Consider the following 14,913-nt stretch of genomic DNA (forward strand, 5'->3'; position numbering starts at 1 on the left):
ACCCAGAATCGCGTAAAACTGTCAGCCGCTCTTATGGCCACGAAAATATAAAATTATGTTCCAGGACAACCCGCTGCTAGCGCAGCTTAAACAGCAACTGCATTCCCAAACGCCGCGTGCGGAAGGCGTCGTTAAAGGCACCGAAAAAGGTTTTGGCTTCCTTGAAGTTGACGGCCAGAAAAGCTATTTCATTCCGCCGCCGCAAATGAAAAAGGTAATGCATGGTGACCGCGTGATCGCTGTGATCCACAGTGACAAAGATCGTGAATCCGCCGAGCCGGAAGAGCTTGTCGAGCAGTTCCTGTCGCGCTTTGTCGGTAAAGTACATAGAAAAGACGATCGTCTGTCTATCGTACCGGATCATCCGTTGCTGAAAGAGGCGATTCCCTGCCGGGCCATGCGCGGCGTGGAGCATGATTTTAAAGAGGGCGACTGGGCGGTAGCCGAGATGCGTCGCCATCCGCTGAAGGGCGATCGCGGCTTTTACGCCGAGCTGACGCAGTTTATTACCTTCGGTGATGACCACTTCGTTCCGTGGTGGGTGACCCTTGCCCGCCATAATCTGGAGAAAGAGGCACCGAACGGTGTGGCGACCGATATGCTGGATGAAGGCCTGGAGCGTGTCGATCTGACTGCCCTGGACTTTGTCACCATCGACAGCGCCAGCACCGAAGATATGGACGATGCCCTGTTTGTTGAAACGCTGGCTGACGATAAGCTGCAGCTGACCGTCGCCATTGCCGATCCCACCGCGTGGATCGCTGAGGGCAGCAAGCTGGACGATATCGCCAAAGTACGCGCCTTCACCAACTACCTGCCGGGCTTCAACATCCCGATGCTGCCGCGCGAGCTGTCAGACGACCTCTGCTCTCTGCGTCCGCAGGAGGTCCGTCCCGTGCTGGCCTGCCGCATGATCATTGCCGCCGACGGCACCATTGAAGAGGATATTACCTTCTTCGCGGCAACTATCGAATCCAAAGCTAAGCTGGTCTATGACGAGGTCTCAGACTGGCTGGAAGGCAACGCGGGCTGGCAGCCACCGTCAGAGGCGATTGCTAACCAGATCCGCCTCCTGCACCGCGTCTGCCTGAGCCGCAGCGAGTGGCGTACCCAGCACGCGCTGGTGTTTAAGGATCGTCCGGACTACCGCTTTGTGCTGGGTGAAAAAGGCGAAGTGCTGGATATCGTGGCAGAGCCGCGCCGCATTGCTAACCGCATTGTGGAGGAGTCAATGATCTCCGCCAATATCTGTGCGGCACGCGTTCTGCGCGCTAAATTGGGCTTCGGGATCTACAACATTCACCTCGGGATCGATCCGGCGAATGGCGAAGCGCTGGCCGCGCTGCTGAAAACGCACGGCATGCACGTCGACGCCGAAGAGGTGCTGACCCTCGAAGGCTTCTGCAAGCTTCGCCGCGAGCTTGACGCCCAGCCGTCAGGTTTCCTTGATAGCCGTATCCGCCGCTTCCAGTCCTTTGCTGAAATCAGCACCGAGCCGGGTCCTCACTTCGGTCTGGGCCTGGATGCCTACGCGACCTGGACCTCACCTATCCGTAAGTATGGCGATATGATCAACCATCGCCTGCTGAAGGCGATTATCAAGAACGAAACCATTGCTCGTCCGCAGGATGACGCCACGGTGCAAATGGCTGAACGTCGCCGTCTCAACCGTATGGCGGAGCGTGACGTTGGCGACTGGCTGTATGCGCGCTTCCTGAAAGACAAAGCCGGCACCGATACCCGCTTTGCCGCAGAAATTATCGATATCAGCCGCGGCGGTATGCGCGTGCGTCTGGTGGATAACGGCGCGGTCGCGTTTATTCCAGCTCCGTTCCTGCATGCCGTGCGCGATGAGATGGTGTGTAGTCAGGAGAGCGGCACGGTAACGATTAAAGGCGAAACCGTGTATAAAGTTAGCGATGTGATTGATGTCACTATCGCTGAAGTACGCATGGAGACGCGCAGCGTTATTGCCCGCCCGCTGGCCTAATTATCTCCCTGCCCTGTCGGCCTCGTAATATACGCGGCCGACAGCATTTTACCCTTCCCTGCCTGTAATAAATATTCACTAATTCTGCTTTTTAGCTGACGAAGAAATATTATAATATCGCCTGTAAAAACAGTGTGTTCCGTTATTAAGCTTGCGGCTTTGTCGATTTTAAAATGGGTGAACGTAGCGCGTCGGGTGGGACAGGAGGAAACATGAAAGAGGATTTGGATCAAAAGGGGCTGTTCCGCTATCTGGGCTTAAATAGCCCCTTTTGGCGACTCTCTGCTGACAGCAATACGCTACATCTTGCCACCAGTGAAAATGCCGAAGCCAGCCAGACAATAACGCTTAACGATGAGCAAGCCGAGCAGATCCGGGCGATGACGGTAATTACCTCCAGCGTAACGACCACCTTGCCGCTGTTAGACCGCGAGGTGACCCTGCATCTGGTTGGCAGAAAAACCGGTAAAACTGAGTGGACAGGTACCGCCTCCTCCTGGAATGATACCTCCCCCATAGCGCAGGATTTAGTCCAGGGCCTCTCCTTTGCTGAACAGGTGGTGTCGGAAGCCCACTCGGCAATTGTTATTCTCGATCGCCACGGCAATATTCAGCGCTTTAATCGGCTATGTGAGGAATATACCGGTCTGCGCGAAACAGAGGTTATTGGCCAGAACGTTTTTAAATTATTTATGAGCGCCAGAGAAGCCGTCGCGGCGCGGCGTAACATCGCTAATTTTTTTCAGAGCGGTAGTTCGTACGAAGTTGAACGCTGGATTAAAACCCGTAAAGGACAGCGGCTGTTTCTCTTCCGCAATAAATTTGTCCACAGCGGCAGCGGTAAAAACGAAATATATCTTATCTGCTCCGGCACCGATATTACCGAAGAGCGCCGCGCCCAGGAGCGTCTGCGCGTGCTGGCCAATACCGACATTGTCACCGGCCTGCCTAACCGCAATGCCATCAACGAGCTGACGAGCGACGCCATTGCGAAACGGGGCGATAGCCAGGTGGGTATCGTCTATCTCGATCTCGATAATTTTAAAAAGGTCAACGACGCCTACGGCCATATGTTTGGCGACCAGCTGTTGCAGGCGGTGGCGCTGGCTATTTTAAGCTGCCTGGACGAAGGCCAGGTGCTGGCAAGGCTGGGCGGCGACGAGTTTATCGTGCTGGCGACTAAAACCTCGCAGAGCGCGCTGGAGGCGATGGCATCCCGCATCTTAACCCGGCTGCGCCAGCCCTTCCGCATCGGGCTTATCGAGGTCTACTCGGGTTGCTCGCTGGGCATTTCGCTGGCCCCCCAGCACGGCAAGGATCGGGAGACTGTCATCCGCAACGCCGATACCGCCATGTATACCGCCAAAGAGAACGGCCGGGGTAAGTTTTGTGTCTTTACACCAGAGATGAACCAGCGCGTCTTTGAGTATCTGTGGCTCGATACTAACCTGCGCAAGGCGCTGGATGATAATCAGCTGGTGATCTACTACCAGCCCAAGGTAACCTGGCGCGGCGAGATCCGCAGCCTGGAGGCGCTGGTACGCTGGCAATCGCCGGAGCGCGGCCTTATCGCCCCGACGGAGTTTATCTCCTATGCCGAGGAGTCGGGCCTGATTGTCCCGCTGGGGCGATGGGTGATGCTGGACGTGCTGCAGCAGATTGCCAAATGGCGCGACAAGGGGCTAAACATACGCGTTGCGGTGAACCTCTCCGCACGCCAGTTAGCTGACCAGACCCTGTTCAGCGATCTCAGACAGGCGCTTAGCGATCTCCATTTTGAATATAGCCCGATTGACGTTGAGCTAACCGAAAGCTGCCTGATTGAAAACGAAGAGGTAGCCCTGTCGGTGATTGAGCAGTTTAGCGCCCTCGGCGCGCAGGTGCATCTCGACGACTTTGGCACCGGCTACTCGTCGCTGTCGCAGCTGGCACGCTTCCCTATAGATGCCATCAAGCTTGACCAGTCGTTTGTGCGCGACGTGCACAAGCAGCCGGTTTCGCAGTCGCTGGTACGTGCGATTGTCGCCGTGGCGCAGGCGCTAAATTTACAGGTCATTGCCGAGGGCGTTGAGAGCGCCAAAGAGGATGCGTTTCTGACGAAAAACGGCGTCAATGAACGGCAGGGATTTCTGTTTGCTAAGCCCATGCCCGCCGCCGCCTTTGAGCGTTGGTACAAGCGTTACCAGACGCGGAAAATGCGTTAGCCATTAACGAATATCCTTTGCTTATGCTTTTTTGAGATTTATTTTTTTCTCCTTCTCTTTTTACACTATTTTTTGCATCATTAAATTTATTACCCTTTTGATCAGGAGTGACATGATGGCTGACATCGACGCAAAGCAACTGGCAGGACGGATTGATACCGTGCTCGATATTCTGGTTGCGGGTGATTACCACTCTGCCATTCATAATCTTGAAATCCTTAAGGCAGAGCTGCTGGCGCAGAATGATGCCGAGCAGGCTCAGGGGCAAAATTCGCCTAAAACGCCGTGGGAAATTTAATCGCAATGAATTCCCGACAACAAATTATTTTGCAGATGGTAATTGATAAAGGCCGGGTCAGCGTGACCGATCTGGCTAAAACAACCGGCGTATCGGAAGTGACCATCCGTCAGGATTTGAATACGCTGGAAAAGCAGAGCTATTTGCGCCGCACCCATGGCTATGCGGTCCCGCTGGAAAGCGACGATGTTGAAACCCGCATGCTCAATAATTTTGCCCTGAAGCGCGAACTGGCAGAATTTGCCGCCTCCACGGTGGAGCCCGGTGAAACGATATTTATTGAAAATGGCAGCAGCAATGCGCTACTGGCACGCACCCTCGCTGAGCAGAAAGATATCACTATTATCACGGTAAGCAGCTATATTGCTCATCTGCTTAAAGAGACCTCCTGCGAAGTGATCCTGCTCGGCGGCATCTATCAGAAGAAAAGCGAGAGTATGGTGGGGCCGCTGACGCGCCAGTATATTGCTCAGGTACACTTCAGCAAGGCGTTTATTGGTATTGATGGCTGGCAGCCTGATACCGGCTTTACCGGCCGGGATATGATGCGCGCTGACGTCGTGAACGCCGTACTGGAAAAGGGCTGTGAGGCCATTATTCTCACCGACAGCTCAAAATTTGGTGTAGTTCATCCCTACCCGCTTGGACAGCACCACCCTTTTAACAGGGTGATCACCGATGACAAGCTTAACGCAGCCACGCAGCGCGAGCTGGAGCAGGCTGGCGTGCATGTCGATATTGTTAAATCTCCCCGCACGCGCTAACGCTTTTAGCCCATGAAAGTGGGCTATCTCCCTCATCTATGAGACTTTTCTGACGATTCAATTAAGACTTTTTACCTGTCTGTTCAACAGGCAAGAAGTAAAATTATGTTCAGCGATATAACAGGATGTAACTACCGCCTCGCTTCAGTTGAGCGTGGTTATCAGTAACAACTGTGTAACATAATTTACGGAAAAAGACTTTAGAGTGTCATAACCACACTATACTTAAAGAGATTTCTTTCCGTGAATCGAAATTTCAGGAGAAAGTATTATGATGTTATCAAGCAAAAAAGCAGCAACTGTCGTACTGGCTGTTACACTGGCAATGTCTCTGAGCGCCTGTTCCAACTGGTCTAAACGCGACCGTAACACCGCTATCGGTGCCGGCGCAGGTGCGATCGGTGGCTCTGTCCTAACCGACGGCAGCACCCTGGGTACCCTGGGTGGCGCGGCGGTGGGTGGTATTATTGGTCACCAGGTGGACTAATAATATGACGTAGCAGGTCTTTCAAGGATTGAAAACGCGTTCTGATAACGCCGTAATACTTTCTTGCAGATCTGAATAACGTAATAAAAAGCCACGGCAATCGCCGTGGCTTTTTATTTATCTGTTAGCCGCCCGCCAGCTTGACCTTCATGCCTTTGGCTTCCAGCAGCGTTTTAAGCAGATCGCGCTTGTCACCCTGAATTTCAATGACGCCCTCTTTCACCGATCCGCCACAGCCACACTTCTTCTTCAGCTCAGCAGCAAGCTTATTCAGCGCCTCATCGTCGCCCTCTACGCCGGTAATCAGGCAGACACCCTTACCCTTACGCCCGCTGGTTTGCTTTTGAATGCGCACGATGCCATCGCCTTTTGGCCGCTCAGGTGCAGCTTTAGGTTCATCGATACGCCCGGTTTCGGTGGAGTAGACTAAACGGCTGTTACTGTCCTTCATTATGCCTCCAGCTTCAGGGAGGCATTAATTTCGCTGAGGGTCTGGGCTGGATCGGCAGACTGGGTAACCGGACGACCAATTACCATATAATCAACGCCTGCCGCCAGCGCCTGCTGCGGCGTCATAATCCGCCGCTGATCGCCCACTTCGCTGCCTTGAGGACGGATCCCCGGCGTCACCAGCTTAAACGCCTGCCCCAGCTCGCTCTTGAAGCGCACCGCCTCCTGCGCAGAGCAGACAACACCATCCAGGCCGCACTCCCTCGTCAGGCGCGCCAGGCGCTCGGCGTGCTCAGCAGGCGTGCTGCTGATGCCCAGATCGAGCAGATCGCTGGCCTCCATGCTGGTCAAAACCGTTACGGCAATGAGCAGCGGTGCGTCCTTGCCAAACGGCACCAGCGCCTCGCGGGCGGCGTTCATCATACGTGCACCACCGGAGGCGTGAACGTTGACCATCCAGACACCAAGATCGGCCGCCGCGGCCACCGCATGGGCTGCGGTATTGGGAATATCATGAAACTTCAGATCGAGAAACACATCGAAGCCGCGCTGGTGAAGCTCGCGCACGAACTGCGGCCCAAAACGGGTAAACATCTCTTTGCCTACCTTCAGGCGGCAGTCGCTGGGAGCGATGCGATCGACAAACTCAAGAGCGCGTTCGCGACTGGCGTAGTCGAGGGCAACCACAACGGGAGAGTGGCACAGAGATGTGGAAGAAGATGAAGCAGTAGACGTCATGACCAGACCTTCTTGTTGATGAGCACGCGCGGGCGCAAAAGGATAAACGGGCAGCATTCTAACTGCGTGCGGAGGAAATTGACAGGGTGTATTTTCTGCTGCCTGACTGATTCGGCACGGTGCGAGCTGGAATATGAATCCATTAAAGGATGTTGTAACTAAAGTGGGCTTTTTTTTAAATTACTGGCCGTCGAGACCGCGAATTGGCTTCACCGTTGACCATGCCCGACAGGAAGGACAGTGCCAGTACATAGTGTAGGCCGTAAAACCGCACTTCTGACAGCGGTAGCGCGGCTTGCTGCGGATCTGCTCCCCGACCATGTCACGCAGCGCCATCAGGCTCTCTTTCGCCCGTCCCTCTTCGGCATCGTGCAGGTGGTAATCCATCAGCTTATGGAAAACGCGCATCGTGGGGTGACGCTGGAGCTGACGCGTGACGGTGACCTGCGCCTGATCCTGCCCTTCACGCTGGTCGATAATTTCAGCCAGCATCAGATCGGCGGTCGCACCCACGTTCTCCTCAACGCAGCGGGTAAGAAATTCTGCCCACTCGTCGTTTTTCCCGAGCTGGAGGTAGCAGGTCTGCAACATCTCCAGGGTTTCGCTGACCAGCTCTTTATCCTGATCGATTACCCGCAGCAGGCTCTCCATCGCTTTGGCGTAATCGCCTTTGGCAATCAGCACGCGGCCAATCATGATAGAGACCCGGGGGCTGGTGCGATCGGCGGCAGCGCCTTTTTTCAGCAGCACCATCGCGCGGTCCATGTCATCGTTACCCATCTGCTGCAATGCAAGCTCACAGTAAAAATGGGCAATTTCGCCGCGCTGTTTATCTTTACCCAGCTTAACCAGACGCTCGGCCACGTCGATCGCCTTCTGCCACTCGCTGGTGGCCTGATAGATCTGCAGAAGCTGCTGTAGCGCCCCGATGCGAAAATCGGTTTCGTCCACCAGCTGATTAAACATATCTTCGGCGCGATCGTACATGCCCGCAGCCATATAGTCGCGGCCCAGCTGCTGAACCGCCAGAAGGCGCTGGTCATAGGAGAGAGAGGCGCTCTCCATCAGGGTCTGATGGATGCGGATAGCGCGATCCACCTCGCCCCGGGAGCGAAACAGGTTCCCCAGGGTGAGATGCGCCTCAACGGTGCCGGTATCCTCTTTGAGCATGTCGAGGAACAGATCTACCGCCTTATCCTGTTGGTTACTCAGCAGGAAGTTGACGCCAGCCACGTAGTCACGCGACAGCCGGTTGGCCTCATCCTGCTTTGTTTGTTGCGCACTTCTGCGTCCCATGTACCAGCCGTAGGCGGCTGCCACGGGTAACAGCAGAAACAACAGCTCCAGCATAGCCTGTTATTCCTTGACGACCGGCGTCGTTGCGGTCGTTACCGGAACGCTATGGGTGGCAGGCGCAGTTGTTGCAGGCGCAGCAGGGACAGCCGTTGCAGGAGCAGTCGTTGCAGGGGCGATTTGCTGTTCGAGACGCTTAATCTTCCGCTCTGCCCGCGCCAGAGAGACCCGCACGCGCAGCCAGAAGAGACCACAGATCAGCCAGCCGATAGCAAAGCCAGCGGCGAACAGAATCGCCAGCAGCGTAGAGATACGATACTCCCCCTGCGCCAACAGGTAATTGAAGGTCACCTGCTGATCGTTTTGCGCACCCAGAGTGACGGAAACGACAAAGATTGCTAACACCAGTAAGAAAATGAGTAGATATTTCACATTACTTCCCGTTATGTGGCTTAGGGCGAATAAATTCTGTTCAACCTGCTGCATCCAGCCTTATAAACTACCATTTTCGCGCAGCGGACGAAATGGAAAACCGTGACATCCAGATGATGTAAGGCCAAAAAGCAGAAATTCAACGCTAAGCGGCCTTACTCATTTTTCTCTTCACGCTGGGCTATCTCGATGTCTTCTTTCACCGGCGGCGTCAGTGGTCCACAGAGACGCTGCGCAAGCCAGGTGGCCAGGGTGACCAGAATACCGGAGATGAGCGTCGCCACCGCCAGATCCTGCGGCCAGTGCATGCCCAACAGCAGTCGGCTGCCCATCACCAGCACCGCCCAAACCATCAGCACAACGATAGTAACCGTGCGGCGGCGAGGCCACAGCAAGCCCACGGCCAGCAGCGCCCAGCTGGCGGCAAACATCGTGTGACCGGAGGGGAAGGCAAAGCCGGTCTCTTTCTGCCAGTGCTTGCGCAAAAACTCAGGCACGTTGTCCTGCTCGGTAAGCTGCGCCTGCACCAGGGCACCGCGCTCCTTACGTTTTAAAGTGTAGAACTCATCTACCGGAATTTGGTGAGTTTTTTCGAGCCACACGACAAACGGCCGCGGCTCCTGAGCCTGGGTTTTAACCCAGGATTTCACCCCCTGGCCAATCACGATTGCTGCCCCAAGAATGGCAAACAGCATCAGCGCCGCCTTCAGGCGAAAGCGTAAGCACCACAAAAACCAGCCGCATAAGACGACGTGGGTAATGATGCCCCAGGGCTGGGTGACCGTTTCCGTGATCCAGTAGAGCATTTTAAGCCAGCCGCTGTGGCCCCCAGGCTGCCAATGCCAGCCGAAGAGCAATACCAACAGTGGCATGATCAGTAGAAGTCCCGTTCCGGCGGCAATCCGTCTTGCGATTGAGAGCATTTTCTTTCCCTTTCAATTAAGTGACACAATAATAACTGAAAAATAACAAGTTCGGCGGATTTGACGGATTTGTGCGTTTAATCTTTGTAAGCCACGGTGGCGATTAGTGAAGTGGCGCGCCTTGTGGCAAAATAGGGACAGACAGAAAGCCTCAAGGCTACGGGCACAGAAAGTGCCAGCTTAATCTGGAGAATCACATGCAGCTTAAACGTGTGGCAGAAGCCAAACTGCCAACCCCCTGGGGCGACTTCCTGATGGTGGGATTTGAAGAACTGGCAACCGGACAGGATCACGTTGCTCTGGTCTATGGCGATATTTCCGGTCAGACGCCGGTGCTCGCCCGCGTCCACTCAGAGTGTTTGACCGGCGACGCCCTGTTCAGCCTGCGCTGCGACTGCGGTTTTCAACTGGAAGCCGCCCTCTCCCACATCGCTGAAGAGGGACGCGGGATCCTGCTGTATCATCGTCAGGAGGGTCGCAACATTGGCCTGCTGAATAAAATCCGCGCTTACGCACTACAGGACCAGGGCTATGATACCGTAGAAGCTAACCATCAGCTGGGCTTTGCCGCCGACGAGCGTGATTTTACGCTGTGCGCGGACATGTTCAAGCTGCTGGGCGTGGATGAGGTACGGCTGCTAACCAATAACCCGCGCAAGGTAGAGATCCTTACCGAGGCCGGGATTAACATCGTTGAGCGCGTGGCGCTGATCGTTGGGCGTAACCCTAATAATGAGCACTACCTTGATACCAAGGCAGCTAAGATGGGCCATCTGCTGGGTTGATTGAGGCGAGACAACGCCGGGTGGCGGTATCCGCCTTACCCGGCCTACACGGTTCTGTAGGCCGGGCATTGCTGACTTACAGCATATTACGGATCACGTAGTGCAAGATCCCATCGTTCTGGTAATAGGTTAGCTCAGTAGCGGTATCGATACGACAGCGGCAGTCAATAGTCTCCTGACTGCCATCCACCCGCGTCAGCCGCACTGGAATAGTCGCGCCCGGCTTGAGCTGGGTCAGATTATCGACGTCAATCTTCTCTTCCCCCGTCAGCCCCAGCGTTTTACGCGTCACGCCCTGCGGAAACTCCAGCGGCAGGATCCCCATACCAATCAAGTTCGAACGGTGAATACGCTCGAACGACTCGGCAATAACGACGCGAATACCCAGCAGACGTGGCCCCTTAGCGGCCCAGTCACGGCTGGATCCTGACCCGTACTCTTTACCAGCAACGACCGCCAGCGGCGTCCTCTCTTTCTGATAACGCATGGCCGCGTCATAGATAGAGATGACTTCGCTGCCCGGCAGATGCCGGGTCATCCCACCCTCGATGCCAGGAACCATTTCGTTACGAATACGGATGTTGGCAAAGGTGCCGCGCATCATCACTTCATGGTTACCCCGGCGTGAACCGTAGGAGTTGAAATCCCCGCGTTCCACCCCGTGGCTTTGCAGGTAGCGCCCAGCCGGGCTGTCCGGTTTGATGCTGCCTGCCGGCGAGATATGGTCGGTCGTCACAGAGTCGCCCAGCATCGCCAGGATCCGTGCCCCATGAATATCTTCCACCTGCTTCGGTGTCGCCAGCATCTCATCAAAGAACGGTGACAGGCGGATGTAGGTCGAGTCATTCTGCCAGCTATAGGTGTCGGAGTGCTCTACCTCAATCGACTTCCACTCGTCGGTACCCTCAAACACTTCGGCATACTCTTTGCGGAACATGTCGGTTGAAACATGCTCAACGGCGCGGGCAATTTCATCGCCCGACGGCCAGATATCCTTCAGGTAGACCGGATCGCCTTTTCTGTCGTGGCCAAGCGGATCGGTGGCCAGGTTGATATTCATATTCCCCGCCAGGGCATAGGCCACCACCAGCGGCGGCGACGCCAGCCAGTTGGTCTTCACCAGGGGATGAATTCGACCCTCAAAGTTGCGGTTACCCGAGAGCACCGCCCCAACGGTCAAATCGCCTTTTTTGATTGCCTGCTCGATAGGATCGGGTAGCGGCCCGGAGTTACCGATACAGGTGGTGCAGCCATAACCCACCAGGTTGAAGCCTAGCTCATCCAGCCAGGGAGTCAGTCTGGCCTGAGCGAGATAGTCAGAGACCACCTTCGAGCCAGGTGCCAGCGACGCTTTCACCCACGGCTGGCGCTTCAGCCCTAGCTCTACGGCTTTTTTCGCCAGCAGCCCCGCCGCCATCAGCACACTTGGGTTAGAGGTGTTGGTGCAGGAGGTGATTGCCGCGATAACTACCGCTCCGTCCGGCAGCTGATATTGATGCCCGTTCAGCGTATACTCCACCGCCTGGCGATCTTTCTGAGAGTGGTTCAGCTCAAGCTCTGAACTGGCGGCAAATGCCTGGGGTACTTCGCTAAGCACAACGCGGTCCTGAGGACGCTTTGGCCCGGCAACGCTGGCCTCTACCTCAGCCATATTGAGTTCGAGAGTGCTGGTAAAGACCGGCTCATCGCCAGTATTACGCCACATCCCCTGCGCTTTCGTGTAGGCCTCCACCAGCGCCACCTGCTCTTCGCTGCGGCCGCTGAGGCGCATATAGTTGAGCGTAACGTCGTCGATAGGGAAAAAGCCGCAGGTTGCGCCATATTCCGGGGCCATGTTAGCGATAGTCGCACGATCCGCCAGCGGGAGATGATCGAGACCGTCGCCGTAAAATTCGACGAATTTACCTACCACACCGTGTTTACGCAGCATCTGGGTCACGGTCAGTACCAGGTCGGTAGCGGTAATGCCTTCGTTAAGCTTGCCGGTCAGCTTGAAGCCAACCACATCGGGGATCAGCATGGATACCGGCTGCCCCAGCATCGCGGCCTCGGCCTCGATACCGCCGACGCCCCAGCCCAGCACCCCCAGGCCGTTGATCATGGTGGTGTGCGAGTCGGTGCCCACCAGCGTGTCCGGATAGGCGACCCACTCTTTATCCTGCAGTTCGCTCCAGACCGCTTTGCCGAGGTATTCGAGGTTTACCTGATGGCAGATCCCGGTTCCCGGCGGCACGACGCTGAAGCGGCTAAAGGCCTGCTGGCCCCAGCGCAGAAACTGGTAGCGCTCATGGTTGCGCTCCATCTCCAGACGGACGTTCTCTTCAAAGGCGTCATCGTCGCCGAAGTGGTCCACGGTAACAGAGTGGTCGATCACCAGATCGACCGGAGAGAGCGGATTGACTTTTGCGGTATCGCCGCCGAGACGTTTAACCGCTTCGCGCATGGCGGCCAGGTCAACCACGGCAGGCACGCCGGTGAAGTCCTGCATCAGCACCCTTGCCGGGCGATAGGCGATCTCCCGGTCAGCGTGGGCAGACTGGAGCCACCCGGCTAACGCACGAATATCCTCTTCGGTGACGGAATCCTCATCCTGCCAGCGCAGGAGGTTTTCCAGCAGTACTTTTAGTGACTTGGGTAAGCGGGAAATATCCCCAAGTGCCTTTGCGGCCAGCGGCAGGCTGTAATAGTGCCAGGTTTTGTTCTCTGCCTGCAATGTATCCTTACTGGCTTCGCGTAGGGTAGACGACATAAGCTCCTCCTAATACAGAGTATCGATACCCTGACTGGTATCAGGGTCTGTATTAAAGATAACACAAACATGCCGTAACGTTTTGATAACAACCCAAATCGCTAAATTGGGTGCTTTTCCGGGGGTCTGAACGTAAAAAACCTCGCCGGGGCGAGGTTTCGGGTAGAGAAGATGACCGCTATTTTTTGGGTTTATCGTCAGCAAAAGAGTCAATAAACGCTTTCTGCGCCGCCGTAAGCTGCCAGCCCGCCGGGATCTGCACCGTCGTCTGGCTCTCGCTTACGTGAGGATGTTTAGGGGACCGGCAGCGGTCCTGAACCGGATTTAACCGCTCGGTAATTGCCATAGGCCTAACCCCAAAATTTCCAGATAACCAGCGCCACAACCGCCCAGAAGAAAGCCGAACCGAGAAATACCGCGAGCCACGCTTTACGCTTAAGCGCGAGATCCCTTTGCGGTTCTTCACTTCCTGCTGGCATTGCTAACCTCACACAATCGACATCGCTTATCATATTGACACCGAACAATAGGTTTAAGTAATCATCACATAGGACAAATCCTAAAGAAACTTTAGCCTAAAATCCAGCGAATTTACGAATCATTTCGAGTGAAATATTCGATGTTATGATCGCGAAGAGAGTATTGTAGAAGGTAATTTGCGCTGCGCCACGTTAGCGACTACTTTTGTCGCCCTTCTGTTATTTTTCCGGCAGCTTTATATCGTGGAACATGGCTTCAATATCCTCGTTCGAACGCAAGGCGACGGCGGTATCGACAACGTCACGGGTAAGATGCGGAGCGAAGCGCTGGATAAAGTCATACATGTAGCTGCGTAAGAAGGTACTGCGACGGAAACCGATTTTGGTGGTGCTGTGGCTGAACACGCCCTGCGCATCCAGCTTGACCAGATCAGGGTCGGAAATAGGATCGACGGCCATGCTGGCGATCACCCCCACCCCCAGTCCGAGACGGACGTAGGTTTTGATCACGTCAGCGTCGGTAGCGGTAAACACAATGCGCGGCGTCAGGCCAGCACGGTTAAACGCGGTGTCCAGTTCGGAGCGGCCGGTAAAGCCAAAGGTGTAGGTGACCAGCGGATACTGGGCCAGCTCTTCAATGCTCACCGACTGCTTGCCTGCCAGCGGGTGATCTGGCGTCACCACGATAGAGCGGTTCCAGTGGTAGCACGGGAGCATCACCAGATCGTCGTAGAGATGCAGCGCTTCGGTAGCAATGGCAAAGTCCGCGTTACCCTTAGATACCGCTTCAGCAATCTGTGTGGGCGATCCCTGATGCATATGCAGGGATACGCGCGGGTAGCGCTCAATAAAGCCTTTAATCACGTTAGGCAGTGCGTAGCGGGCCTGGGTATGGGTGGTCGCCACATACAGCGATCCCTTATCCGGCCAGGTGTGCTCGCCAGCAACCGATTTTATCGCCTCTACCTTGGAGAGCACCTCGCGGGCGATGCGGATGATCTCCTGACCGGCCGGCGTGACCTGAGTAAGATGCTTACCGCTGCGGGCAAAAATCTGGATCCCCAGTTCGTCCTCCAGCATACGAACCTGCTTACTGATCCCGGGCTGCGAGGTATAAAGCCCTTCGGCAGTAGATGAGACGTTAAGGTTATGGTTGACCACCTCAACAATATAGCGAAGCTGCTGTAGTTTCATGACGGACCATCCGATTTTGCACACACGACATCGTCTAAGACGATTTAATAATAAGAGAGGAAGTAGCTATAACCACTATATCATTTATATCTACAGTGTATAGATATGAAAAAAAAATAATAATGTC

The 14,913-nt window shown here is 55.2% G+C and carries 15 protein-coding genes; 6 read left to right on the plus strand and 9 right to left on the minus strand.

Going from position 1 to position 14,913, the window contains the following annotated elements; translation table 11 throughout:
* The first annotated feature begins 55 nt into the window (after positions 1-55).
* The 5 genes from NR795_RS07745 to osmB all read left to right on the plus strand — a co-directional run bounded on the left by NR795_RS07745 (position 56) and on the right by osmB (position 5,743).
* Positions 56-1,990, plus strand: a complete 1,935-nt coding sequence (locus NR795_RS07745) for an exoribonuclease II (RefSeq protein ID WP_144814907.1) — start codon at positions 56-58, stop codon at positions 1,988-1,990.
* A gap of 212 nt (positions 1,991-2,202) precedes the next feature.
* Entirely contained in the window at positions 2,203-4,194 is a 1,992-nt protein-coding gene (pdeR, locus tag NR795_RS07750) for a cyclic di-GMP phosphodiesterase (protein WP_257757818.1), read from the plus strand.
* 115 nt (positions 4,195-4,309) lie between these two features.
* Positions 4,310-4,492 (plus strand): hypothetical protein, encoded by a 183-nt coding sequence (locus NR795_RS07755; RefSeq protein ID WP_238085585.1) that lies wholly within the window; start codon positions 4,310-4,312, stop codon positions 4,490-4,492.
* A 5-nt stretch (positions 4,493-4,497) separates the two neighbouring features.
* Positions 4,498-5,256 (plus strand): DNA-binding transcriptional regulator YciT, encoded by a 759-nt coding sequence (locus NR795_RS07760; protein WP_257757819.1) that lies wholly within the window; start codon positions 4,498-4,500, stop codon positions 5,254-5,256.
* A gap of 271 nt (positions 5,257-5,527) precedes the next feature.
* Positions 5,528-5,743, plus strand: a complete 216-nt coding sequence (gene osmB, locus NR795_RS07765) for an osmotically-inducible lipoprotein OsmB (protein ID WP_042394288.1) — start codon at positions 5,528-5,530, stop codon at positions 5,741-5,743.
* 124 nt (positions 5,744-5,867) lie between these two features.
* On the opposite strand, the gene yciH is transcribed toward osmB, so the two are convergent.
* The 5 genes from yciH to pgpB form a co-directional block, all read right to left on the minus strand.
* Positions 5,868-6,194, minus strand: coding sequence for a stress response translation initiation inhibitor YciH (yciH, locus tag NR795_RS07770; RefSeq protein ID WP_042394290.1), 327 nt, complete (start codon positions 6,192-6,194; stop codon positions 5,868-5,870).
* A complete protein-coding gene (gene pyrF, locus NR795_RS07775) occupies positions 6,194-6,931 on the minus strand; it encodes an orotidine-5'-phosphate decarboxylase (protein WP_257757820.1) in 738 nt (245 codons plus the stop codon). The genes yciH and pyrF overlap by 1 nt, the downstream gene beginning before the upstream one ends.
* Before the next feature lie 180 nt (positions 6,932-7,111).
* Positions 7,112-8,281, minus strand: coding sequence for a lipopolysaccharide assembly protein LapB (lapB, locus tag NR795_RS07780; protein WP_257757821.1), 1,170 nt, complete (start codon positions 8,279-8,281; stop codon positions 7,112-7,114).
* Between the two features lie 6 nt (positions 8,282-8,287).
* A complete protein-coding gene (locus NR795_RS07785; RefSeq protein WP_374543982.1) occupies positions 8,288-8,656 on the minus strand; it encodes a LapA family protein in 369 nt (122 codons plus the stop codon).
* A gap of 155 nt (positions 8,657-8,811) precedes the next feature.
* Entirely contained in the window at positions 8,812-9,579 is a 768-nt protein-coding gene (gene pgpB, locus NR795_RS07790) for a phosphatidylglycerophosphatase B (protein ID WP_222887971.1), read from the minus strand.
* Between the two features lie 197 nt (positions 9,580-9,776).
* Here pgpB and ribA point away from each other — a divergent pair, with 197 nt between their 5' ends.
* Entirely contained in the window at positions 9,777-10,364 is a 588-nt protein-coding gene (gene ribA / locus NR795_RS07795) for a GTP cyclohydrolase II (protein ID WP_042394301.1), read from the plus strand.
* A 76-nt stretch (positions 10,365-10,440) separates the two neighbouring features.
* Here ribA and acnA read toward each other — a convergent pair whose 3' ends face one another.
* The 4 genes from acnA to cysB form a co-directional block, all read right to left on the minus strand.
* Positions 10,441-13,113 (minus strand): aconitate hydratase AcnA, encoded by a 2,673-nt coding sequence (gene acnA, locus NR795_RS07800; RefSeq protein ID WP_144814885.1) that lies wholly within the window; start codon positions 13,111-13,113, stop codon positions 10,441-10,443.
* A gap of 178 nt (positions 13,114-13,291) precedes the next feature.
* Entirely contained in the window at positions 13,292-13,459 is a 168-nt protein-coding gene (locus NR795_RS07805) for a hypothetical protein (protein WP_186370541.1), read from the minus strand.
* A 4-nt stretch (positions 13,460-13,463) separates the two neighbouring features.
* Positions 13,464-13,604 (minus strand): YmiA family putative membrane protein, encoded by a 141-nt coding sequence (locus NR795_RS07810; RefSeq protein WP_217996440.1) that lies wholly within the window; start codon positions 13,602-13,604, stop codon positions 13,464-13,466.
* Between the two features lie 207 nt (positions 13,605-13,811).
* On the minus strand, positions 13,812-14,786 hold the full coding sequence (gene cysB / locus NR795_RS07815) for an HTH-type transcriptional regulator CysB (protein WP_042394307.1): 975 nt from the start codon (positions 14,784-14,786) through the stop codon (positions 13,812-13,814).
* Positions 14,787-14,913 lie beyond the last annotated feature (127 nt).

Origin of the sequence: Pseudescherichia sp. L3 (assembly GCF_024656065.1) — a bacterium.
Taxonomy (GTDB): Bacteria; Pseudomonadota; Gammaproteobacteria; order Enterobacterales; family Enterobacteriaceae; genus Pseudescherichia.

Coding starts and splice junctions, on each gene's coding strand:
- lapB (WP_257757821.1), bottom strand. CDS start 8,281: ATGCTGGAGCTGTTGTTTCTGCTGTTACCCGTGGCAGCCGCCTACGGC.
- pdeR (WP_257757818.1), top strand. CDS start 2,203: ATGAAAGAGGATTTGGATCAAAAGGGGCTGTTCCGCTATCTGGGCTTA.
- NR795_RS07805 (WP_186370541.1), bottom strand. CDS start 13,459: ATGGCAATTACCGAGCGGTTAAATCCGGTTCAGGACCGCTGCCGGTCC.
- NR795_RS07755 (WP_238085585.1), top strand. CDS start 4,310: ATGGCTGACATCGACGCAAAGCAACTGGCAGGACGGATTGATACCGTG.
- NR795_RS07760 (WP_257757819.1), top strand. CDS start 4,498: ATGAATTCCCGACAACAAATTATTTTGCAGATGGTAATTGATAAAGGC.
- acnA (WP_144814885.1), bottom strand. CDS start 13,113: ATGTCGTCTACCCTACGCGAAGCCAGTAAGGATACATTGCAGGCAGAG.
- pgpB (WP_222887971.1), bottom strand. CDS start 9,579: ATGCTCTCAATCGCAAGACGGATTGCCGCCGGAACGGGACTTCTACTG.
- NR795_RS07745 (WP_144814907.1), top strand. CDS start 56: ATGTTCCAGGACAACCCGCTGCTAGCGCAGCTTAAACAGCAACTGCAT.
- ribA (WP_042394301.1), top strand. CDS start 9,777: ATGCAGCTTAAACGTGTGGCAGAAGCCAAACTGCCAACCCCCTGGGGC.
- cysB (WP_042394307.1), bottom strand. CDS start 14,786: ATGAAACTACAGCAGCTTCGCTATATTGTTGAGGTGGTCAACCATAAC.
- pyrF (WP_257757820.1), bottom strand. CDS start 6,931: ATGACGTCTACTGCTTCATCTTCTTCCACATCTCTGTGCCACTCTCCC.
- yciH (WP_042394290.1), bottom strand. CDS start 6,194: ATGAAGGACAGTAACAGCCGTTTAGTCTACTCCACCGAAACCGGGCGT.
- osmB (WP_042394288.1), top strand. CDS start 5,528: ATGATGTTATCAAGCAAAAAAGCAGCAACTGTCGTACTGGCTGTTACA.